This window comes from Flavobacterium sp. (assembly GCF_036741995.1).
Classification (GTDB): domain Bacteria; phylum Bacteroidota; class Bacteroidia; order Flavobacteriales; family Flavobacteriaceae; genus Flavobacterium.
The window spans coordinates 60035-80666 of sequence record NZ_DAINRG010000003.1 but is presented as its reverse complement, the minus strand read 5'-3'; the positions used below and the strand labels follow the sequence as shown (position 1 = coordinate 80666).

22 protein-coding genes and 1 tRNA gene are annotated in these 20632 nt (G+C 37.9%); 9 read left to right on the top strand and 14 right to left on the bottom strand.

Annotated elements, in window-relative coordinates:
* Positions 1–277: 277 nt before the first annotated feature.
* On the top strand, positions 278–1042 hold the full coding sequence (locus V7D82_RS02630) for an alpha/beta fold hydrolase (RefSeq protein WP_333599421.1): 765 nt from the start codon (positions 278–280) through the stop codon (positions 1040–1042).
* 46 nt (positions 1043–1088) lie between these two features.
* Entirely contained in the window at positions 1089–1706 is a 618-nt protein-coding gene (yihA, locus tag V7D82_RS02625) for a ribosome biogenesis GTP-binding protein YihA/YsxC (RefSeq protein ID WP_333599420.1), read from the top strand.
* A gap of 26 nt (positions 1707–1732) precedes the next feature.
* Here yihA and gldC read toward each other — a convergent pair whose 3' ends face one another.
* Both gldC and gldB read right to left on the bottom strand, forming a co-directional pair.
* Positions 1733–2068, bottom strand: coding sequence for a gliding motility protein GldC (gene gldC, locus V7D82_RS02620; RefSeq protein ID WP_333599419.1), 336 nt, complete (start codon positions 2066–2068; stop codon positions 1733–1735).
* Complete coding sequence (gene gldB / locus V7D82_RS02615) at positions 2061–3023, bottom strand: gliding motility lipoprotein GldB (RefSeq protein WP_333599418.1); 963 nt, start codon at positions 3021–3023, stop codon at positions 2061–2063. The genes gldC and gldB overlap by 8 nt, the downstream gene beginning before the upstream one ends.
* 97 nt (positions 3024–3120) lie before the next feature.
* Here gldB and nadE point away from each other — a divergent pair, with 97 nt between their 5' ends.
* Both nadE and V7D82_RS02605 read left to right on the top strand, forming a co-directional pair.
* Positions 3121–3927 (top strand): NAD(+) synthase, encoded by an 807-nt coding sequence (gene nadE, locus V7D82_RS02610; protein ID WP_333599417.1) that lies wholly within the window; start codon positions 3121–3123, stop codon positions 3925–3927.
* Positions 3928–4000: 73 nt separating this feature from the next.
* Positions 4001–4630: a response regulator transcription factor gene (locus tag V7D82_RS02605; protein WP_333599416.1), complete on the top strand. Its 630-nt coding sequence runs from the start codon at positions 4001–4003 to the stop codon at positions 4628–4630.
* 29 nt (positions 4631–4659) lie between these two features.
* On the opposite strand, the gene dnaG is transcribed toward V7D82_RS02605, so the two are convergent.
* From dnaG to V7D82_RS02580, 5 genes are all read right to left on the bottom strand, one after another.
* Positions 4660–6639 (bottom strand): DNA primase, encoded by a 1980-nt coding sequence (gene dnaG / locus V7D82_RS02600; RefSeq protein ID WP_333599415.1) that lies wholly within the window; start codon positions 6637–6639, stop codon positions 4660–4662.
* A gap of 105 nt (positions 6640–6744) precedes the next feature.
* The gene (locus tag V7D82_RS02595; RefSeq protein ID WP_333599414.1) at positions 6745–7767 is read right to left on the bottom strand and encodes a hypothetical protein; all 1023 of its coding nucleotides are present in this window, start codon (positions 7765–7767) and stop codon (positions 6745–6747) included.
* Between the two features lie 25 nt (positions 7768–7792).
* Positions 7793–8569, bottom strand: coding sequence for a hypothetical protein (locus V7D82_RS02590; RefSeq protein WP_333599413.1), 777 nt, complete (start codon positions 8567–8569; stop codon positions 7793–7795).
* Entirely contained in the window at positions 8556–9116 is a 561-nt protein-coding gene (locus V7D82_RS02585; protein WP_333599412.1) for an RNA polymerase sigma factor, read from the bottom strand. The genes V7D82_RS02590 and V7D82_RS02585 overlap by 14 nt, the downstream gene beginning before the upstream one ends.
* A gap of 151 nt (positions 9117–9267) precedes the next feature.
* Positions 9268–10245: a polyprenyl synthetase family protein gene (locus V7D82_RS02580; RefSeq protein ID WP_333599411.1), complete on the bottom strand. Its 978-nt coding sequence runs from the start codon at positions 10243–10245 to the stop codon at positions 9268–9270.
* Between the two features lie 107 nt (positions 10246–10352).
* Here V7D82_RS02580 and V7D82_RS02575 point away from each other — a divergent pair, with 107 nt between their 5' ends.
* Positions 10353–11216: a hypothetical protein gene (locus V7D82_RS02575; RefSeq protein ID WP_333599410.1), complete on the top strand. Its 864-nt coding sequence runs from the start codon at positions 10353–10355 to the stop codon at positions 11214–11216.
* A gap of 58 nt (positions 11217–11274) precedes the next feature.
* On the opposite strand, the gene rlmN is transcribed toward V7D82_RS02575, so the two are convergent.
* Complete coding sequence (gene rlmN / locus V7D82_RS02570; RefSeq protein ID WP_333599409.1) at positions 11275–12315, bottom strand: 23S rRNA (adenine(2503)-C(2))-methyltransferase RlmN; 1041 nt, start codon at positions 12313–12315, stop codon at positions 11275–11277.
* Between the two features lie 60 nt (positions 12316–12375).
* Between rlmN and V7D82_RS02565 the strand changes: the two genes are divergently transcribed.
* Entirely contained in the window at positions 12376–13017 is a 642-nt protein-coding gene (locus tag V7D82_RS02565; RefSeq protein WP_333599408.1) for an O-methyltransferase, read from the top strand.
* A 229-nt stretch (positions 13018–13246) separates the two neighbouring features.
* Here the strand turns inward: V7D82_RS02565 and V7D82_RS02560 are convergent, their stop codons facing one another.
* The 4 genes from V7D82_RS02560 to V7D82_RS02545 form a co-directional block, all read right to left on the bottom strand.
* Positions 13247–13804, bottom strand: a complete 558-nt coding sequence (locus V7D82_RS02560; protein WP_333599407.1) for a phosphatase PAP2 family protein — start codon at positions 13802–13804, stop codon at positions 13247–13249.
* Positions 13805–14128, bottom strand: a complete 324-nt coding sequence (locus V7D82_RS02555) for a twin-arginine translocase TatA/TatE family subunit (protein ID WP_333599406.1) — start codon at positions 14126–14128, stop codon at positions 13805–13807. It abuts the gene before it with no gap.
* Between the two features lie 64 nt (positions 14129–14192).
* Complete coding sequence (locus V7D82_RS02550; protein ID WP_333599405.1) at positions 14193–14954, bottom strand: hypothetical protein; 762 nt, start codon at positions 14952–14954, stop codon at positions 14193–14195.
* Positions 14955–14987: 33 nt separating this feature from the next.
* Positions 14988–15755, bottom strand: a complete 768-nt coding sequence (locus V7D82_RS02545; RefSeq protein ID WP_333599404.1) for a hypothetical protein — start codon at positions 15753–15755, stop codon at positions 14988–14990.
* Between the two features lie 122 nt (positions 15756–15877).
* Here V7D82_RS02545 and pepE point away from each other — a divergent pair, with 122 nt between their 5' ends.
* A complete protein-coding gene (gene pepE / locus V7D82_RS02540; RefSeq protein ID WP_333599403.1) occupies positions 15878–16588 on the top strand; it encodes a dipeptidase PepE in 711 nt (236 codons plus the stop codon).
* Between the two features lie 32 nt (positions 16589–16620).
* Here pepE and V7D82_RS02535 read toward each other — a convergent pair.
* A tRNA-Gly gene (locus V7D82_RS02535) sits at positions 16621–16693 on the bottom strand.
* Between the two features lie 120 nt (positions 16694–16813).
* Between V7D82_RS02535 and V7D82_RS02530 the strand changes: the two genes are divergently transcribed.
* Positions 16814–17257: a GNAT family N-acetyltransferase gene (locus tag V7D82_RS02530; RefSeq protein ID WP_333599402.1), complete on the top strand. Its 444-nt coding sequence runs from the start codon at positions 16814–16816 to the stop codon at positions 17255–17257.
* Here V7D82_RS02530 and V7D82_RS02525 read toward each other — a convergent pair.
* On the bottom strand, positions 17246–17953 hold the full coding sequence (locus tag V7D82_RS02525) for a murein L,D-transpeptidase catalytic domain family protein (RefSeq protein ID WP_333599401.1): 708 nt from the start codon (positions 17951–17953) through the stop codon (positions 17246–17248). The genes V7D82_RS02530 and V7D82_RS02525 overlap by 12 nt on opposite strands.
* Before the next feature lie 266 nt (positions 17954–18219).
* Between V7D82_RS02525 and V7D82_RS02520 the strand changes: the two genes are divergently transcribed.
* Positions 18220–20601, top strand: a complete 2382-nt coding sequence (locus tag V7D82_RS02520; RefSeq protein WP_333599400.1) for a DUF5916 domain-containing protein — start codon at positions 18220–18222, stop codon at positions 20599–20601.
* The last annotated feature ends 31 nt before the right edge of the window (positions 20602–20632 follow it).

Sequence of the window (20632 nt, the reverse complement as noted above, 5' to 3'; positions counted from 1 at the left end):
ACATCAAAATCAACTTCTTGCTTTTTTTAACAAATCTTTAAGGAATACTGGCAGACAAAAAGAAAAAAACATAAAAAACTGATTTTAAGGTTTTTTGTTGCGAAAAATCAATTTTTATTAACAGAAAATGGAACAATGATTTTTGAAGATTTTGGCGGTGGTCCATTTCAAGAATTGTTGATGGAATTCTCGATTTTAGTAGTAAATATTCCTAATAGAAAAGTGTTTTTAGCTATAAAATCATATATTTGTTGCCGATGTAAAAGTCGAAAAATATATGGAAGGAAATTTTAAAAAAGAAGGCAGGTATTCTTATTATGAAGTGGGCGAAGGCACGCCAATCGTTGTTTTACACGGTTTGATGGGAGGCTTGAGCAACTTCAACGGAGTGGCTGATTATTTTTCAACCAAAGGATACAAAATAGTTATTCCTGAATTGCCAATTTATACTCAAAATATACTAAAAACTAACGTTAAGGCTTTTGCGAGATATGTGAAAGACTTCATCACGTTTAAAGGTTTTGACCGAGTGATTCTTTTAGGGAATTCGCTTGGTGGACATATAGCATTGTACCATTCTAAAATGTATCCGGAGAAAGTAGCCGGACTTGTAATCACAGGAAGTTCAGGGCTTTACGAAAGCGCTATGGGCGATAGTTATCCAAAGCGTGGTGATTATGACTACATCAAGAAAAAAGCAGAAGCAGTTTTTTACGACCCAAAAGTGGCCAGTAAAGAAATCGTTGACGAAGTTTTTTCAGTGGTAAACGACCGTATAAAAGTGATTAAAACGTTGACGATTGCCAAAAGTGCAATTCGTCATAACATGGCTAAAGATTTGCCAAAAATGCATGTAAAAACCTGTATCATTTGGGGGAAAAACGACCAAGTTACGCCGCCGGATGTAGCCGAAGAATTTCACAAATTGATGCCAAATTCCGAGTTGTACTGGATTGATAAATGTGGCCATGCTGCCATGATGGAACATCCGGACGAGTTTAACCGCCTGTTACACGAATGGTTAAAAGAAGTGCATTTATAGACTAAAAGTCCTGTTTTGGGGCTTTTTTATTTTAAATAAAAAACCAATGAAAATCAATTCAGCCGAATTCATCATCAGCAATTCCGATGTGAGCAAATGTCCTAAAGACCCTTTGCCGGAGTATGCTTTTATTGGTCGTTCCAATGTGGGAAAATCATCTTTGATTAACATGTTGACGAATCATAAAAATTTGGCCAAAACTTCGGGAAAACCCGGAAAAACGCAATTAATCAATCATTTTAAAATCAATCTGAATTGGTTTTTGGTCGATTTGCCAGGATATGGTTATGCCCGTGTTTCGAAAAAAACCAAAGAAGTTTTTCAGCAATTCATTACTGATTATTTCGAAAAAAGAGAACAACTCGTTTGTGCCTTTGTCTTGATAGACATTCGACTGGAAGCTCAGAAAATCGATTTGGAATTCATCAATTATTTGGGAGAAATTGAAGTGCCGTTTTGCATCATTTTTACCAAAGCCGACAAAATCAGTAAAACAAAAATAGATTCTCATGTTGCCGCTTACCGCAAAGCGCTTTTGGCTAACAACTGGGAAGAAATGCCACAACACTTTGTAACCTCAGCCCTGGAATCTACCGGAAGGGATCAAGTGTTAAACTTCATTGATAGTGTGAATGACGAAATGTTTAAAAGCAATAGTTTATAAAAAAAGCGGTCAACAGACCGCTTTTTTTATTTCTTCAATTCCAGTTTTTCGGCAAAATAATCGCAGAAATCTTTCATAGTGTCCGCCATTTTTTCATCGGCAGTGGCGCGTTGAAAAGTATCGGCCATCGCTACCAAGGTTTGATGAAAAAACAACTTCATTTCATCTACCGGCATGTCTTTCGTCCATAAATCAATACGGAGCGTTTCCTGCACTTTACTATCCCAAATGGAAAGCATTATGGCTTTGGCTTCTTCTTGTTGCACACCACCGTCCTGCGCCGTCCACGATAATTTTTCGGGCACTCGGTTTTCATCTAATTCTACCAGGAATTTTATTTCGGATTTAATGGTCTTACTCATTCTTTTTAGGTTTGTATTTTGATTTATCAAATAATTGTTTGGCATCCATTTTTAGCATATCCTGCACGCTCACTTCGTTGTTTTCCATAAAGGAACGCACAATCTGCCAACCTACCCATTGTCCAACTCTACCCGGAGATTCGTTATCAATTTCAAGATAAAACTTAGAAAAAGGCGCTAAATTAATAAAGCGATTTGGCAATCTGGAATCGGAATCAAAAAGCAGGTTTTCATCAATAAAAAAACGCCACATATAACTCTCGTTTTCCTGACACCAAGTGATTTGCTGGGGTTGGTATCCAATCTTTTCGGCATCGGTATACTCAGGCAGTAAAAGATCTTTTAAATACAACTCCTTACCATAATAAATCATATTGGCCAATAAGGTTTTATCGCTTGGTGGTGGAATTTTATGCAACGAAAAACTCGTCACTATGTCGGGCATCATTTGTCTTTCTTCAAAATTTTGCTTCAAATATTTTGGAAATTCATAAAACCTGTGGTTAGCGCCAAGGTATAATTCTAAAGCGATAATCAGTTTATCATTGGCGTAAATGGCTTTTTTATTATAATCCATTTCGGCAATAACGGTGTAAACTTTTGGCGTAGTTGTTTCCGGAAAATAATATTTTATATGCTTGAACAAATCCTCAATTTCTGTGGTTTGCTTGCCAAAATCGGAATACTTCTTTTCCACTTCCTGATACAATTCTCGCCACAATGGATTCTGCATTTTGTCTATCCAAACTTTATCCTCAAATTGATCTGAAAAGAAAAAAGGGTACTCGGCCTTTAGCTTTGGCAAATCTTTGGGAGCCGTTTCAAAAAAAGCTTTATCAAAACGATCAACTTTTAACTCCACCGGAATGGCTTCTACCGCTTTTTCAACCTTTGATTTTTTATCACAAGAAATAAGCATCAAAACTAAAAAAACGACTAAACTATATTTTTTCATTTTTAAGAAATTTATAAGATGGAAATCAAGTTAAAAGGTTCTCGATTTTTTTACTTTTGCAAATATACATTGCAGTTTTCAAAAAAATTCATAACAAATGGCTAAAAAAAGTAAAATCAAGGTAGGGGAAGTCAATGCCTTTATTGTTTCATGGTTGAAAGATTATTCAGCTAAATCAAAAGTGAATGGTTTTGTGATTGGAATATCGGGGGGAGTGGATTCGGCTGTTACTTCAACATTGTGTGCCCAAACGGGATTAACCACTTTGTGTGTGGAAATGCCGATTCATCAGGACAGTACTCAAGTGAGTCGTGGCAGAGAACATATTGAGCAATTGAAAAAGCGATTCCCGAATGTAAAAAATGTTGAGGCCGATTTGACATCTGTTTTTGAAACATTTAAAAGCAATGTACCCAGTTCCGATGATGATGCCAAGCTCTATTTGTCATTAGCCAATACCAGAGCCCGATTACGCATGACGACCTTATATTATTTTGCAGGCATTCATGGTTTGCTTGTAGCAGGAACCGGAAACAAAGTCGAAGATTTTGGGGTTGGGTTTTATACCAAATATGGAGATGGCGGGGTTGATTTGAGTCCGATTGCTGATTTGATGAAAAGTGATGTGTATGCTTTGGGGAAATACCTGGAAATTCCGGAATCAATTCAGAACGCAGCTCCTACGGATGGTTTGTTTGGCGATTCCAGAACCGACGAAGATCAATTGGGCGCCAGTTATGATGAATTGGAATGGGCGATGCTAGAGGCTGAAAACAACAAAACCACGGATGATTTTTCAGGAAGAGAGAAAGAAGTGTTTGGAATTTACAAGAAGTTAAACTCCGGTAACCAACACAAAATGAATCCAATTCCTGTATGTTTAATCCCAAAAAAATTGAAATAGTTACGCTTTTTTAAAATATAATTATTTAACTTTACAGTAAATTTCTATTAATTTTTTATCAAATACCACAATTATGATAAATGTATGTATTGCTGATAACTTTCCAGTTGTACACTTTGGAATGAAAGCTTACTTCAAGGACCATCCTGAAATAAGCATTGTATCCAACGTAGGAAATTTTTTTATGGTTCCCGATGCTTTAAGAAACAAAGAAATTGACGTCTTAATCATCGATTTAGAGCTTGAGGGATTAAAAAGTATTTATGAAATCAAGTCAATCATCAGAAATTTTCCAAAAACTAAAGTTATCGTTTTCAGTAGTTTGTCTGAACACATTTACGCACCAAACGCCATCAAAGCGGGCTGTGCAGGATATGTTCACAAGACATCAAAGCTTGAGAATTTAGGAATAACGATTGTCAAAGTAAACCAAGGACAAATTATTCTAAATGAAGAAATCAAGAGAAACTTAGCGCTTATTGCCAAACAAAACAAATCAGAGCGGTTGTACCGAAAACTTTCGAACAGAGAGATTGAAGTATTGCGTTTCTTAAGTGATGGCAAGAAAAACAATGAGATCGCTAAAATTTTGGCTCTTAATGAGAAAACCATTAGTACTTACAAACTTCGTCTGCTGACGAAGCTCAATGTAACCAACTTGGTAGATCTTGTTAATAAAGCTAAGACTTTGGAAATCGTCTAAAAAATGAGCCTCGCAAACGCGGGGTTTTTTTATAGGTAAGTCGAACGGATTCGCCCTATTTTATTGGTCAAACTAACCTTAAGTTTGTTGTAATCGTTGATGGTTGCTTTTAGTTCCTCCAGATCATTTTCCTCTTCTTCTTTATAACTTTGCATCAAATCCATTATCAACTTGTTGATTAGATATTCGCGTAGTGAAATGATGGTTTCTGAAACATACTGACTTACATTTTGTGTTTTAGTCTTTACATAGATATGTTTGGTTTCCCAATTGTGCAGCAACTCTTTTTCTTCCAACATCAAAATATCAGTCACCATTTGGGAATGTTCGGATGACAATTGCATCAAATAATGTTCAATATTGAATTCTTCGTTTTGGTTGAAATACCCAATCAAATCATTATAGATTTCTTTAAACAGAGGATTGGCCAACTCCACTTCGTCTTCCTGCAAACTCAGATAAATGCGCTGAAAGACTTTAACCGTGTTGGTTTCTTTCTCTTCCATCATTTCACCTTCTTCGTTGGCTTTTAAAATATAGTCGTCAAAATCGGCTTCCTGTGAACCGTAAAGCAACAGCATTTCTATAATCTTGCGCTCGAGTTCATAGATAACATTGAACTTTTCTTGCGTAACTTTGATATCGTCCTTAACAACTTCAAAGGCTTTTTGTTCCGTCTTCAGTTTTTTTCCGGCTTCCGAAATGTCTTTCTGAACCAATTGAGCCAAAGTATTCAGTAACACTTGCTCCGAAATATCCATAATACGGGCCGTTTCCTGAATGTAGATTTCGCGTTTGATTCGGTCCGGAATTTTGGAAATACTTACGACCATATCGCGAATCAAATCAGCTTTCTTAATAGGATCGTTATTGGCTTCATTCATCAAAAGTGAGGCTTTGAACTGAATAAAATCTTTGGCGTTGTTTTCTAAATACTGTACTAAATCTTCATACGAATTCTTTCTCGCAAAACTATCCGGGTCATCGCCGTCAGGAAAAGTACAAACTTTTACATTCATGCCTTCTTCCAAAATCAAATCGATTCCACGAACGGAAGCTCGCAATCCGGCAGCATCACCATCAAAAAGCACGGTGATGTTTTTGGTCAACCGATTGATTAACCGAATTTGATCTGGTGTTAAAGCCGTTCCCGAAGACGCTACAACATTTTCAATTCCGGCCTGATGCATTTGAATCACATCCGTATAACCTTCTACCAAATAACAATTGTTTTGTTTGGCAATGGCTTGCTTGGCATGAAAAATTCCGTAAAGGACTTTACTCTTATGGTAAATCTCGCTTTCTGGCGAATTGAGATATTTAGCCGCTTTTTTATCATTGGTTAAAATTCTACCGCCAAAACCTAAGTTTCTGCCGGACAAACTTTGAATAGGAAACATCACTCTGCCTTTGAAACGATCGAAATGTTTGCCGTCTTCCCGGGCAATCGTCAATCCTACTTTTTCCAGAAATTCTAATTGATACCCTTTTGACAATGCTTCTTTGGTAAAAGCATCCCAGGATTCGGGCGAGTAACCCAACCCAAATTTGGTAATCGTTTCATTGGTAAAACCTCTCTCTTTAAAATATGACAAACCAATGGCTTTACCTTCTTCCGAATTTAAAAGAGTTTCGTGGAAATAGGTTTTGGCAAATTCTGAAACCAAATACATGCTTTCCTTTTCGTTGGCTTCAATTTTATCTTCTTGGGAAACTTCGGTTTCTTCAATTTCGATATTGTATTTATTGGCCAAAAAACGAATCGCTTCCGGATACGTGAAATGCTCGTGCTCCATCAAAAAAGTCACGACACTGCCTCCTTTTCCGGAACTGAAATCTTTCCAAATCTGCTTCACCGGAGACACCATAAACGACGGAGAGCGCTCATCCGAAAATGGGCTCAATCCTTTGTAATTGCTACCGGCACGCTTCAGTTGAACAAAGTCACCAATGACTTCTTCTACTCGCGCAGTTTCAAAAACTTTATCTATGGTTTCGCGGGTAATCAAGTTTTGAATTTTAAAATTTGAAAGAGGGTAAAAATACACAAAAATAAAAAAAGATGCTTCATTGCTGAAACATCTTTTCAAAGTATAAAATTAACCTAAACAAAATTAATTAAAGTCAAAACGCACGCCCAACGAGATGTTGTTTTGTTTGATAGCATTGTCTTTGAACATCGGATTCAAATCGTATTTCAAATACAAACTGGTTTCTTTGTAACCAATGTATGTGCTCACTCCGTAAATGAAATCGTTCACGTTGAAATTCCCTTTGGTTTTCTGAGTTACATCGCGGCCGCCTTCTTCGTATTGCAGAATTTGTTTTGATTTCACACGCACACCGGCATAGCCTCCAATTCCGAAACGCACGCTTTCATGAGTTCTGAAGATTTTCTTTCCGTCTTTATCTTTGGCTTTGGTAAAATCAAATTCTAAATGCACCGGTACCGACAAAAACACATTTCTGAAACGGGAATCTTCTAAATGAATTGGGCTATCCGTTAAGTCGGTTTGATCACCATTGACCACAAAATAGCGGTTGTCAGTGGCGCGAAGGTTATTGTACATTAACGAAAGTCCGTATTTCAAGTGCAATAAATTATCGTTTTTGAAAAGACGGGTGTTGGCGGTAATCCCCCATTCGTAGAAGTGCGAACCCCAATATCTGAAATCAGAATTGGCAACGCTTCCATCAGTCACTACATTGTTTACACCGGTAGCAAACACAAACTGAGATGTGGTTCTTGCTTCTCCTCTGTTTCTTCGCAAAGAATCTTTCTTAACGGAAAAAGAAAAATATTCGCTTTTCCAATCCTTGATTTTGCCGTCTACTTTTTGTTTTACCAAATCTTTCAACTCGTCTTGCGCTTGCCCAATGCGGGTTTCAATGTTGGTGGAGCGGGTTTCGGCTAATAACATTTTCTTAGCATCGGCTTGTTCTTTGGTGATGGTTCCGGCTTCCAGTTCTTTGTTTACCGCTTCAATTTCCACTTTCAAAGCCGCTTTTTCTTCTTTGGTAATATTTTCGATTTTATCGGCTATGGCTCTGGCTTTTCCTTCAAAAGTTTCCTGTGCCGTTACTTTACTGACAATCAGACTCAGTAATAACGCTGCATAAATAGTAAAATGTTTCATGATTTTTGATTTATTTGATTAATGATTATTCTTTGTTTCGGTTGGCCAAAGCCACTTTTACTTCCTGGTAATTTTTGTTGACTTTATTGATTACTTTTTCTCTGAAAGTCAAATCTAATTCCCCATCCACTTGCGAAAGCAGGCTTTTGGCATCTACTTTCAAAGTTGATTTTTTACTCGTGTATTGTTTCGCCGTTTTGTCTAAATCGGCCAATAAAGCATCATCTGATTTGATTTCTTTTTTATTCTCCACTACAATTTCTTTTCTGGTTTCGATAACGGGCAGGTCTTTTAGTGCTACATCAGACGAGTTTTGGAATTGAATGGCTTTGTCTTTAATGATTTGATTTTGATTGGCATTGTTTTTTTGATTTACTGTTGTTTTTTGATTGATGATTGCAACTCCTTGATTATGACTTGATGATTGATGATTAATGATCGGTTGTTCCTTACTTTCTATAGGTTTTTCAGAAACCACAACTTGTTTTTCTAAGGCTTCCGGCGGAACTGGACTTTGAATTTTAGTGGTCGGATTTTGAACGGTGTCTTTTTTAGTTTCTGTTCCGACAACACCATTTACCGGTTTAATTTCTGTACCGTTTTGGGTGAAGAAAAAGATACCAAGCGTGACTAAAACCAAAATGCTGGCAGCAATAAACAAAAAGCCAAAAGGTCGTTTTGTTTTTTTTTCTTCGGCCACCGAAAGCATCGCATCCAATCGGTCCCAAGCTTGCGCTGAGGGTTGAATTTCTCTGGCATTCAATTGGTCTCTGAATTGTTTTTCTATTTTATTCGGTTCCATTGTCGTAGTTTTTTAATTTGGTAATATTCTCCTGCAGCATTTTTCGGGCGTGTGATAATTGCGATTTCGAAGTGCCTTCGCTGATGCCCAGCATCGTCGCAATTTCCTGGTGTTTGAATCCTTCTATGGCGTATAAATTAAAAATCATTTTGTAACCTTCCGGCAAACTGTCAATCAAAAACTGAATGTCTTCTACCGAAAACTGGCTTTCTATATTGTTGTGTCTTTCTTCGAAGAAGTTTTCGTCTTCGATAAACTTCACTTTTTTATCCACTCTGATAAACGAAATGCATTCGTTAATCATGATTCGGCGAATCCAACCTTCAAAGCTTCCTTTGTGTTCAAAGTTTTTCAAATTGGTAAACACTTTCATGAAAGCCGTAATCATAATGTCTTCCGCTTGGTGCACATCTTTGATATACTGACGGCAAACACTCAACATTTTGGGAGCGAATTTGGAATAAATCTGATGCTGTGCGTGACGATTGTTGTCGACAGCCAGTTCGATTAATTCTTTTTCATCTTTATGTAAGTTGATTACTTTCAAAACCTATTGTTAGAGTGTTCTATTAGCATAGACGAGTGTCGTTGGAAAATGGTTGCATGGTGGTTTGAAAAATTTTCGATTTGAAGATTTAAAAATGATAAAACCCAATAAAATCAAGCCTTAGCAAAGCAAAAAAAAAAAGTAAAAAAATTTATTTTTTTCTTTCGATTACGTAATTCACCATGAGTGAAAGAGCATCTCTATATTCCGATTGGGGGAAATTTTCCAAGATTTGAAGGGCTTCCTGCTGGAATTGCACCATTTTTTGTTCGGCATAATGCAAACCGTTTTTGTCTTTTACAAACTGAATCACTTCCTTGACGCGCTTTTTGTCTTTGTTGTGATTTTTAATCGAATTGATGCACCAGCTCTTTTCTTTGGAACTGCAATTGTTCAAAGCATAAATTAAAGGCAATGTCATTTTTTGCTCTTTGATGTCAATGCCGGTAGGTTTGCCAATGGCATCATCCGTATAATCGAATAAATCGTCTTTGATTTGAAAGGCCATCCCGATGAGTTCGCCAAACTTACGCATCGCTTCCACCTTAACCTCATCTTCCGAAACGGACTTGGCGCCAAGCGCACAACAGGAAGCAATTAGAGTCGCTGTCTTTTTTCGGATGATTTCATAGTAAACAGCTTCCACTATGTCTAATCTTCGGGCTTTTTCTATCTGCAATAATTCACCTTCACTCATTTCGCGCACGGCCACTGATATGATTCGGAGCAAATCAAAATCACCATTGTCTATAGAAAGCAATAAGCCTTTTGATAATAAATAATCACCGACCAAAACCGCTATTTTGTTTTTCCACAACGCATTAATCGAAAAAAATCCGCGGCGGCGGTTACTGTCATCTACCACATCATCATGCACTAAGGTTGCCGTGTGAATCAATTCGATTACACTCGCCCCACGATAAGTTCGCTCGTTGACATTGCCATCCGAAAGCATTTTAGCCGTAAGAAAAACAAACATCGGTCGCATTTGTTTTCCCTTTCGGTTGACTATATAATAGGTAATGCGATTGAGTAACGCCACCTTCGAAGTCATCGATTCATAGAACTTTTTCTCGAAAAGTTCCATTTCCTGCTGGATGGGTTGTTTTATTTGTGAGGTGATATTCATCGCTTTCAAATATACAACAAAGCCATCGTTTGAAAAAAATTTTTACTTTGGATTAAACCATTTCTATTTAACAAGGTCTTAACTAAAACTAAAAAAAAACTACAAATATGAAAACAAAGAATTTACTTGGATTAATAGCGTTAGTAGCTGTTTTTTCATTAACCGGTTGCTCTAAAGACAGTAGCACCAGCGATTCAACACTTACCTCTGATGATGTAAAGGCAAGTAACAAAATGGATCAGGCATCAAATGATGTTTCCGAAATTGTGGAAGATCAATATTTACAACAAAATCCTTCCGCTGCCGGTAAAACTAGTGTCGCTCCTGCATCCATATTGCCTTCTTGTGCTACTGTAACAACGGTTGTAACTGCTACTACATGGACCAGAACTATTGTTTTTGCCACTGGCGGTTGTACTATGCCTAACGGAAACGTATTGGAAGGAACCATTATCGTTAGCGGTAGCTTGAATTTTGATACGCCATCTTATGTGATTAATTACCAATTTGTAAACTTCCACCACAACAATATCTTAATTGAAGGCAACAGAACGGTTACCCGCACTTTCACCAGCAGCACGCTTCTGGCCACCAACCACCCAATTCATGTAATGGATATTAACATGACGGCTACTTTCCCGAATGGTGATGTTTATACCAGAGTAGGAACCCGAAAAAGAGAATGCATTGATGGATTTACCTCTCCGTTGAACTGGCATGATAATGTCTATTTAATTACCGGAAGTGTTACCACAACAAAATCAAACGGCGTGGTGCATACCAATACGGTTACTGATGCAAGTCCGTTGAGAATTGAAATGAATTGCCAATACCGAATTGTTTCCGGTACGCTTACCATCACCAGACCAAATCATACCGCCGTTTTAGATTACGGTTCCGGAACTTGTGACAACAATGCCACCATCGCTATTGATGGCGGAGCACCGGTAGCCTTCACTTTTGGAAATTAAAAATTGCTGATTATAAAAGGAGAAAGTCCCGATACTGTGTTAGTGTCGGGACTTTTTTTTATGATTTATTAGCTAGTTGCCCGCAGGCAGCATCTATGTCTTTGCCTCTGCTTCGGCGTACTTTGGCTACGATATCATTGCGTTCTAAAGCCTTGATGTAATTGTCGATCGCTTCGTCAGAAGCTTGTTGGAATTCGCCATCATCAATTGGATTGTATTCGATTAAATTGACTTTGCATGGTACGTATTTGCAGAATTTTACCAAAGCATCTATGGAAGCTTTATCATCGTTGATGCCTTTCCAAACCACATATTCATATGTTACTTTACTTTTTGTTTTTTGATACCAATACTGTAAAGCCTCTTTCAATTCGGGCAATTGGAAGTTTTTGGTAAAGGGCATAATGCGATTTCTGGTTTCTTCCACCGCGGAATGCAACGAAACTGCCAGTTTGAATTTCACCTCATCATCTGCCATCTTTTTAATCATTTTGGAAACTCCGGAAGTAGAAACCGTGATGCGCTTTGGCGACATGCCTAATCCTTCTTCCGAGGTAATCATGTCAATGGCTTTCATCACATTGTTGTAATTCATCAACGGCTCTCCCATACCCATAAAAACAATATTGGAAAGTGGGCGATTATAATACAAACGGCTTTCTCGGTCAATGGCTACCACTTGGTCATAGATTTCTCCCGGTTCCAAATTTCGCATTCTTTTTAAACGCGCTGTGGCGCAGAAATTACAATCCAAACTACAACCCACTTGGCTCGAAACACAAGCGGTGGTCCTGGTTTCGGTTGGAATCAAAACACTTTCCACTATCAACCCATCGTGCAAACGAACGGCGTTTTTCACGGTTCCGTCTTCGCTGCGTTGCATGGTATCAACTTTGATATGGTTAATCACAAAGTTGTTTTCGAGCATGGCGCGGGTTTCTTTAGACACGTTGGTCATGTCTTCAAAACTATGCGACGCTTTGCTCCACAACCATTCATAGACTTGATTGCCACGAAAAGCTTTATCGCCATTGGCCACAAAAAAATCGCGCAGCTGAGCTTTGGTTAAACTTCGGATGTCTTTTTTCTCGATTTCCATGGCGCAAATTTAGGGTATTTTGGTTAGTTGGTAATTTGTATTTTTGTAAAAAATAAAACCATGCATTTCCTTTCCGAAAAATTAGACACTTATGTTACCGAACATTCAGAAAACGAACCTGAATTATTGGCAGAACTGAACAAAGAAACTCACCAGAAAATCCTGCAGCCACGCATGTTGAGCGGTCATTTTCAAGGCAGAGTACTGAGCATGCTTTCTAAAATCATTCATCCGACAAGCATTTTGGAAATCGGAACTTATACCGGTTATGCCACGCTTTGTTTAGCAGAAGGCTTGGCGCAAAATGGAACGATTGACACCTTAGACATTGAGGAAGAACTAGTCGATTTTCAACGAAAGTATTTTGACAGGAGTCCGTGGGGCAATCAAATCAACCAACATCTTGGCGATGCTTTGGAAATTATTCCGACGCTGAATAAGAAATACGACTTGGTTTTTATTGATGCCGATAAAGAAAACTACATCAACTATTTTCATTTGATTGTTCCGATGATGAACAAAGGCGGCATCATACTTTCAGACAATGTATTGTGGAGTGGCAAAGTGGTGGAAGAACTCAAAGCCGGTGATTTGGCCACCAAAATACTTTTAGAATACAACCAATTACTAAAGGAAGATGCGAGAGTGGAAACTGTATTACTTCCTATCCGTGATGGACTGACAGTTTCAAGGATTATTTAATTTACAATATGACATTTCACTTCGAAAACTTATCCTTCGGGTTTGTTGTATTTTACGCCGTGGCAGCCGTGCTACTATGCGGAACATGGACTCTTATACTTAAAAGTATTTACAAAAATATTTTAAAAAGAGAATTAAAAGCCAAGAAAGTATTCATTACGCTGACACTGATTTTGTTTGTGTTTTTTATTATAATGACATTACTTGACAAGCCTTATGAATTGAACCGCTAAGCGACTTTAAGGATGTACTTTTGATACAGTTTATAAAAAATAAATCCAAAAGCACCACCAATGATATAGCCTGTTAGGATGTCGGTAGGGAAATGCAATCCCAGGTAAATACGACTGTAAGCAAATACCAATGGAAACAAAAACAGCCAATAGGCGTGTTGGTAATATCTTTTCAAAATCATAAACGCAAAAACCGTTGTTGCCATGGAGTTGGCGGCATGACCAGAGAAAAAACTAAAGGTATCACTCGATTTCACGATACGGATGATGTTCTTTATTTCTTCGTCATTACAAGGGCGTAAACGCTGGAAATGGTCTTTGAAAAGATTCGCAGTTTGATCGCAAACCAAAATCAAAACTGCCGTAAAAACGATGTATAAAAGGAAGTTTTTCCAGCCGATTTTTTTATACAACAGATAAAAAATAACTACAAAAAGTGGTGACCAGTAAGCTTGCTTGGTAATCATTAACCACAATCCGTCGAACGATTCCGAACCTAATCCATTGAGGTAAACGAAAAGTTGTTTATCGAGGTGAATGATTTTTTCGAACATCTACAGTTGTCTTTTTATTGGGCCGGTAATATCTTCGATATCCTGCGTAGCTTTCTGCACCGGATTGGTCAAATTGGTATCTAATCCTTCTTTGACTTTATCTACTTCCGAAGTGAAGGTAGAAGTCAGTTCTTTGATAGAGGTATCCAAACCGTTAGCTTCAGCTCCTTTTTGGATTTCGCTTTTAATTTCGTTAGTGGCATTTTTTAATTGCGCCATTATTTTGCCTAAAGTCCTGGCAATATCAGGCACTTTTTCAGAACCAAAAAGCATTAAAGCTATGAAAATGATGAATATGATTTCGCCGCCGCCTATTCCAAACATATTTATGTAGTGCTAAATTAAAGTCGCAAAGTTACAAAGTTCTCCTAATCAAATTTCTATTTCGCTATTGTTTTTGCAATGCCAAATAATTTATCGCCAATTCGGCCAAAATAAAGGAGGCTTTGGTTTTATTTTTAGTATTTAAAGCATTTTCGAGCCTCTCATCATCAACAGCATAATACCAAAATCCCCTAACGTTTTGCGGTGGAATTTTCAGTTTTTGCGTGAAATAATCGGCGCCAAATTGGTTTTCTATCTTCAGTAACAGCTTTTCTTTTTTCTCAATCACTACTTCTTTTTTCAACATGGCTGTCCTTCCGCTGATGGAATTTAGCAAACCGTCAACACTCATCCCTCCTACAGGAATCAATAACGGGCTGTACCAATGGAGCTCTTCTGCAGCTCTCAACCTACGTTCAGCCGGTGAATAATGTTTGGCCGGTTTCTCCAAAATACCGAGTGATACCGCATTAATGTTTTTATAGTCTTTTATTTGAACTTCTTCCAAAGCAATCGTATTGGGCGTTAGTGCGGTTACGAAAAGTGGCTTCTTCAAATCGGTTTCCAGTATGACTATTTTTTTGGTTTCCACCTGCAAACTGGCAAACTTCAGCGTGTCACCCACTTTAACAAAAAGACTGTAATCCCCATTTTCATCAGTAGCTGTGGAGGATTCAGAACGAAGATTAAAAACATTGACCTGACTCAATTCCTTTACGGAGCAAACAATTTTCCCTTTCAGAAAAAACAACTCATTCGATTGTGCAAATCCAATACTTTGAAGAAAGAAAAAAAAGAAAAGAATTTTAAGCTTGGCTGAAAACATAGTGGGCTCCGTTTGATTTCAAAAGTACTAAAACTATTTAGTTTCCGTCTTTAGCATTTGCAGATAATTGCTAGCCAACTCCGCTAACACAAAGGTCTCCATCGTTTTATTTTTGGCATTCAAAGCACTGACAAACCGCTTTTCTTCTACCACATAATACCAAAATCCTTTGACATATTCTTTTGGAATTTTCAATCGGTCAATGAAATAATCGAAGCCAAATTGGTTTTCTATTCGTTGCAGTAAGGTTTCTTTTTTCTCTACTTCTACTTCTTTTTCCAACATAGCCGTTCGTCCCGACATCCAATTGAATAGTGGATCTAAACTGGCCGAAGCACCCATAGTGCCATCTGTATTTCCTTTTAAATCAGCATTAGAAGCCGTTTTTAGTTTTCGTTCGGCTGGAGTATAATGTTTAGTGCTGGCGGGAATAATTCCCAAGGAAACCGCATTGATATTGGGATATTGCCTTACCACTACTTCAGCCAAATGATTGATAACCGGCTCAAGTTTCACAAAAACCAAGTCTTTTGCAAAATCCTTATCGGTAACCACCATTTTTCTGCCTTTGATTTGAATGGCCGAAAACATTAACGTATCACCCACTGCGGCAGCGATCTCAAAATAACCGCCTTGAGTGGTGGCTGTGGTGGCTTCGGTTTTTAAATTGATTATATAAATATTTTCCAGTTCGGGAGCTTCCGAAACAACTTTCCCTCTTATGTCTTTACCAAGGTTGTTTTGTGCAGAAAGTAAGTTTGTGGCGAGTAGCAGCAGCACTATTTGAAAAAGGTGTTTCATTGGCAGTCAAGTATTTGGTAAAATTATCATAGCACCATCCTAAATAAATGCCAATGCCTTGGTAATTTTTTGTTAAATAAAATCGGTAAAAGCCGTATTTTTGGAGGAGAATTAACTAAAAGATGAAAAAACTAATCATAGCCAGTACTTCCACCATTCACGGTGGCAACTATTTAGAATACTTACTGCCAACGTTGGAGATTCACTTCAAAGATTGTCGTGAAATCCTATTTGTTCCTTATGCGCGTCCGGGGGGAATTTCACATGACGAGTATACGGCAACGGTTCGTGCGGCTTTCGCCAAAATAAATAAGACCGTTAAAGGATTGCATGAATTTGAAAATCCTATTGATGCAATCCAACGAGCGGAAGGTATTTTTACCGGTGGTGGCAATACGTTTCTTTTGGTGACCCAATTATATGAAAACAAAGTGATGGAAGTGTTAGCCAAAACGGTAGAAAATGGCACACCGTATCTTGGTTCAAGTGCCGGCAGTAACATAACCGGTTTAACCATGCAAACGACCAATGACATGCCAATTATATATCCGCCGAGTTTCAAAACCCTGGGATTGATTCCGTTTAATTTGAATCCGCACTATTTAGATGCTGATTTGCAAAGCAAACACATGGGAGAAACACGCGAAACCCGAATTAAAGAATTCCATGCCTTTAACACCCTTCCTGTTTTAGGATTGCGCGAAGGAAGTTGGCTGGAAGTAAGCGGTGAAAAAATAATTTTGAAAGGAACTTTAACCGCTCGTTTGTTCAGGCAAAATCAAAGTCCGGAAGAAGTAGAGCCTGAAATAGATTTGGCCTTTTTAGGGAAATAAAAAAAGTCCCAAACTTTCGTTTGAGACTTTAGAGCGGAAGACGAGGCTCGAACTCGCGACAACCAGCTTGGAAGGCTGGAGCTCTACCAACTGAGCTACTTCCGCATTGCGAGTGCAAATATATAGAATAAGTTTCCTTTGATGCAAATTTTTTTCAAAAAAAATGTTGAAGAAAATTTACCGTTTTATAACCTATAGAAAACCATTTAGTTATGCCCATTGATTATGCCTGATATCAAAAAAATTACAGCCCAGCAAACTTTTTCGGTTCGGCATCCGGTGCTTAGAAAAGGGCTTCCGATAGAAAGCTGCCGCTTTGACGGCGATGATTTAGCCACTACGCATCATTTTGGTTTATTCGAAAAGAACGCGCTTATTGGGGTAATTTCTGTTTTTGAAATGGCCAATTTGTTGTTTGATAGCACGAATCAAGCACAAATAAGAGGCATGGCCGTTTTAGAAAACCATCAGGGAAATGGCTATGGAAGCGACTTGGTAAGATACGTTGAACAGTTTCTGCAACAACAAACCACTGATTTAATTTGGTTCAATGCCCGGGAAAATGCCGTGCGCTTTTATAAAAAAATGGGATATGAAATAATCGGGAATGCTTTTGAAATAAAAGGTGTTGGAGTACACTTTGTAATGTTCAAGGTATTAAGCCGATAGTTTTGCCGTTATTTCCTGAACTTTGGCCGGATGATAGATAAACAAACACGATTTATCTTTAATTACATTAATGATTTTTTGATTCATCTCAACCGGAATAGCCGGACAACCCTGACTTCTTCCTAATCTTTTGTTTTGTTTGATAAACGATTCCGATACATAATCAGCACCGTGAATAACCACAGCTCTTTCTCTGGCTTTATCATTTAATCCTTTTTCTAACCCGTCTAATTTTAAGGACAAGCCGTGTTTACCATTGTAAATTTCACCCGTAGCATAAAAACCAATGCTGCTTTTGAAAGACTCGGCATCATTAGAAAATTCTTGGGCATATTCTTCACCTGTGTTTCTTCCGTGCGCCACTAAAGTTTGAAACAAAACAATGTTTTTATCTAAATCGATTACCCACATTCTTTTAGTGTTAGAGGACAAACTGAAATCAACCAATGTCAAGATGTCTTTTTGAATAACTCCTTTACTTTTAAGATAATAAAACCCATCCAACGCCATATTGAAGCTTTCAAAGCTTGGCATTTCGAAAGAATTCGGATCTAATTGATTGTATATAGACACATTTTTTGAAACTGATTCAGCTTCAATTTTAAGTTTCTTAACTGCAGAAGTTGCTTTCTTAGGAACACTATTGAAAGACATCAGCAACACAAAAAAGAATAGGGGGAAAATCTTATAATTCATTGAATACAATAGGTTTAATATTAGACTTGGGTTAGGCAAATGTAAATTTTATTTCATACAAACAAAATATTTTTGGGTTTATTAAGGAAATTTTAATTTTTCAAAGTGGCGAAAAACGAGACATTTTATTTTTACGTAGCGTTGTAAATATCAATTAAATAGTTATTTTTGTTCGTCAAACAACAATGTCAATGCCCAAGTATTCCTACTTTTTAACCTACTTTTTTTTGCTTTCCACAAGCCTCGTTTTTTGTCAAAAAAAAACATTGCAGACGCAAGCCACTACTGAAAAAGTAACCATTGACGGGAAATTGAATGAAAATTGCTGGAAAACAGCCGCCATCGCTACCGATTTCATGATGATCAATCCGGACAACGGGAAACCCATCGCCCCGGAAAAAAGAAGCGAAGTTAAAATCGTGTACGACAATGAGGCGATTTATGTGGCCGCTACGCTTTATGACAATGAACCCAACAAAATTTTAAAAGAACTAGCCCCAAGAGATGAATTTGCTACAGCCGATCATTTTGGTGTTTTCTTTAATGGATACAATGACGGGCAACAGGAGTTTCGCTTTTTTGTGAGTGCCGCCGGTGTTCAACAAGACGGAATTTATACCGAATCGAAAGGCGAAGATTTCTCCTGGGATGCTATTTGGGACAGTAAAGTCGTGATAACTGATTTTGGCTGGACCGTTGAAATGAAAATCCCTTACGCTGCTTTGCGCTTCTCTTCGGAAAAAACACAAACCTGGGGCTTGAATTTTTACAGAGAAATCCGCCGCGATCGTCAACAATATTCCTGGAATTTTTTGGATAACAAAATTGCCAACGAAAGTACCCAGGCTGGTATTTTACAAGGCATTGCAAACGTAAAAACACCAACACGTTTGTTTCTGATTCCTTATGCCTCCCAATATATTTATGCCAGTAAAGCGCATAAAACGTATGGTGAATTCAAAGGTGGTTTGGACATAAAATATGGCATCAACGATGCTTTTACCTTGGATGCTATTTTGATTCCCGATTTTGGGCAAACCAAATTTGACAATGTGGAATTAAACCTAAGCGCCTTTGAGCAACAGTTTAGCGAAAACCGCCCTTTCTTTACCGAGGGAACCGATTTGTTCAATAAAGGAGGCTTACTCTACACCCGAAGAATTGGCGAAACACAGTCTATAGCCACGGCTGGCAATGAAGAAGTGGTTGACAGACCGAGTTCCATAAAACTGATTAATGCTTTAAAAATTTCCGGCAGAACCAAAGGTGGTTTGGGAATTGGCGTGTTGAATGCCGTTTCGGAGAAAACAAGTGTCAGCATCAAAAACACGGATACTGGCGTGACACGATTGGAAACCATTTCGCCGCTGACCAACTACAATGTGTTGGTTTTAGACCAACGCTTCAATAAAAATTCCTCGGTCTCTTTAGTCAATACCAATGTGACCCGTAATGGCGACTTCCGGGATGCCAATGTTTCGGCTATGGTTTTTGATTTGAATACCCGTAAAAACACCTACAATGTTAATGGCGGCATTAAATACAGTTATATCAACGAAGCGCCGAATCTTGAAGACAGAAAAGGATTCACTTCCGAACTTTACGTGGCCAAAACCAGCGGCAAATACCGGTATGGTTTGGGTAGCGAATACTATTCGAAAGAATACGATATTAACGATTTGGGCATCAATTTTCAAACGCATTACCATTCGCTTTATGGCAATATGAGTTACCGAATTTTAAAACCTACCAAGACCTTTAATACCTTTCAAACGAATTTGAATCTTTATTCGGAATATGATAATAAAACCGGAAGAATTCAGGCTGGGCAGATTAATCTCAACATCAATTCTTACGATACTAAAAACGATTATTATGGTGGCGGATTTAATATAAGACCGTTGAAACTCTATGATTTTTACGAACCAAGATCGGAGTTTCAAACCAACTATGTCACTTTGCCCGAAAGCTTAAACATGTGGTTCTATTATTCTTCTAATTACAACAAGAGATTTGCCCTGGATTTTAATCCGTCCGTTAATTTCTTTAATGAAAAAGGAAGAGTCAGTTATGGGTTTGTCATTGCCCCGAGGTATCGCTTTAGCGACCACTTTTCGTTGAGTTATAATTTTAATTTATACCGTCAAAACAAGAACACCGGATGGGTGGCCTTTGATGAAAACGACAATACCATCTTTGCTCGAAGAGACCGCATTACTTATACCAACACCTTGCAGGGAAAATACTCCATCAACAACAAGATGAATTTTAACCTCAACGTGCGTCATTATTGGTCTTATGTAACCAATCACGATTTCCTGACGCTGCAAAATGACGGCAGTTTAGTGACCAACACTACTTTCAACGAAAACAAAAACTACAATTTAAACCTGTGGAATTTAGACTTGTCTTACTCTTGGTGGTTTGCGCCGGGTAGTCAAATGTCTGTTTTATACCGAAACAATTCTTCCTTGTTCAGTCAGAATTTAAACCATCAGTTTGAACGCAATTTTAAGGATGCTATCGACAACCAAAATCTAAGTCATGTTTTCTCCATTAGTATTCGTTATTTCATCGATTATAATTCGGTAAAGAATTCTAATTTAGCCAAGTCCTTTACCAAACCTACCGAAAAAATTCACTTCTAATACTCAATTTTAAGCAGTATCTTTGTTTAAA

Excerpts from the sequence above, each read along its gene's own strand:
- V7D82_RS02630 (WP_333599421.1), top strand. The coding sequence starts at position 278 with ATGGAAGGAAATTTTAAAAAAGAAGGCAGGTATTCTTATTATGAAGTG.
- yihA (WP_333599420.1), top strand. The coding sequence starts at position 1,089 with ATGAAAATCAATTCAGCCGAATTCATCATCAGCAATTCCGATGTGAGC.
- gldC (WP_333599419.1), bottom strand. The coding sequence starts at position 2,068 with ATGAGTAAGACCATTAAATCCGAAATAAAATTCCTGGTAGAATTAGAT.
- gldB (WP_333599418.1), bottom strand. The coding sequence starts at position 3,023 with ATGAAAAAATATAGTTTAGTCGTTTTTTTAGTTTTGATGCTTATTTCT.
- nadE (WP_333599417.1), top strand. The coding sequence starts at position 3,121 with ATGGCTAAAAAAAGTAAAATCAAGGTAGGGGAAGTCAATGCCTTTATT.
- V7D82_RS02605 (WP_333599416.1), top strand. The coding sequence starts at position 4,001 with ATGATAAATGTATGTATTGCTGATAACTTTCCAGTTGTACACTTTGGA.
- V7D82_RS02595 (WP_333599414.1), bottom strand. The coding sequence starts at position 7,767 with ATGAAACATTTTACTATTTATGCAGCGTTATTACTGAGTCTGATTGTC.
- V7D82_RS02590 (WP_333599413.1), bottom strand. The coding sequence starts at position 8,569 with ATGGAACCGAATAAAATAGAAAAACAATTCAGAGACCAATTGAATGCC.
- V7D82_RS02580 (WP_333599411.1), bottom strand. The coding sequence starts at position 10,245 with ATGAATATCACCTCACAAATAAAACAACCCATCCAGCAGGAAATGGAA.
- V7D82_RS02575 (WP_333599410.1), top strand. The coding sequence starts at position 10,353 with ATGAAAACAAAGAATTTACTTGGATTAATAGCGTTAGTAGCTGTTTTT.
- rlmN (WP_333599409.1), bottom strand. The coding sequence starts at position 12,315 with ATGGAAATCGAGAAAAAAGACATCCGAAGTTTAACCAAAGCTCAGCTG.
- V7D82_RS02565 (WP_333599408.1), top strand. The coding sequence starts at position 12,376 with ATGCATTTCCTTTCCGAAAAATTAGACACTTATGTTACCGAACATTCA.
- V7D82_RS02560 (WP_333599407.1), bottom strand. The coding sequence starts at position 13,804 with ATGTTCGAAAAAATCATTCACCTCGATAAACAACTTTTCGTTTACCTC.
- V7D82_RS02555 (WP_333599406.1), bottom strand. The coding sequence starts at position 14,128 with ATGTTTGGAATAGGCGGCGGCGAAATCATATTCATCATTTTCATAGCT.
- V7D82_RS02550 (WP_333599405.1), bottom strand. The coding sequence starts at position 14,954 with ATGTTTTCAGCCAAGCTTAAAATTCTTTTCTTTTTTTTCTTTCTTCAA.
- V7D82_RS02545 (WP_333599404.1), bottom strand. The coding sequence starts at position 15,755 with ATGAAACACCTTTTTCAAATAGTGCTGCTGCTACTCGCCACAAACTTA.
- pepE (WP_333599403.1), top strand. The coding sequence starts at position 15,878 with ATGAAAAAACTAATCATAGCCAGTACTTCCACCATTCACGGTGGCAAC.
- V7D82_RS02530 (WP_333599402.1), top strand. The coding sequence starts at position 16,814 with ATGCCTGATATCAAAAAAATTACAGCCCAGCAAACTTTTTCGGTTCGG.
- V7D82_RS02525 (WP_333599401.1), bottom strand. The coding sequence starts at position 17,953 with ATGAATTATAAGATTTTCCCCCTATTCTTTTTTGTGTTGCTGATGTCT.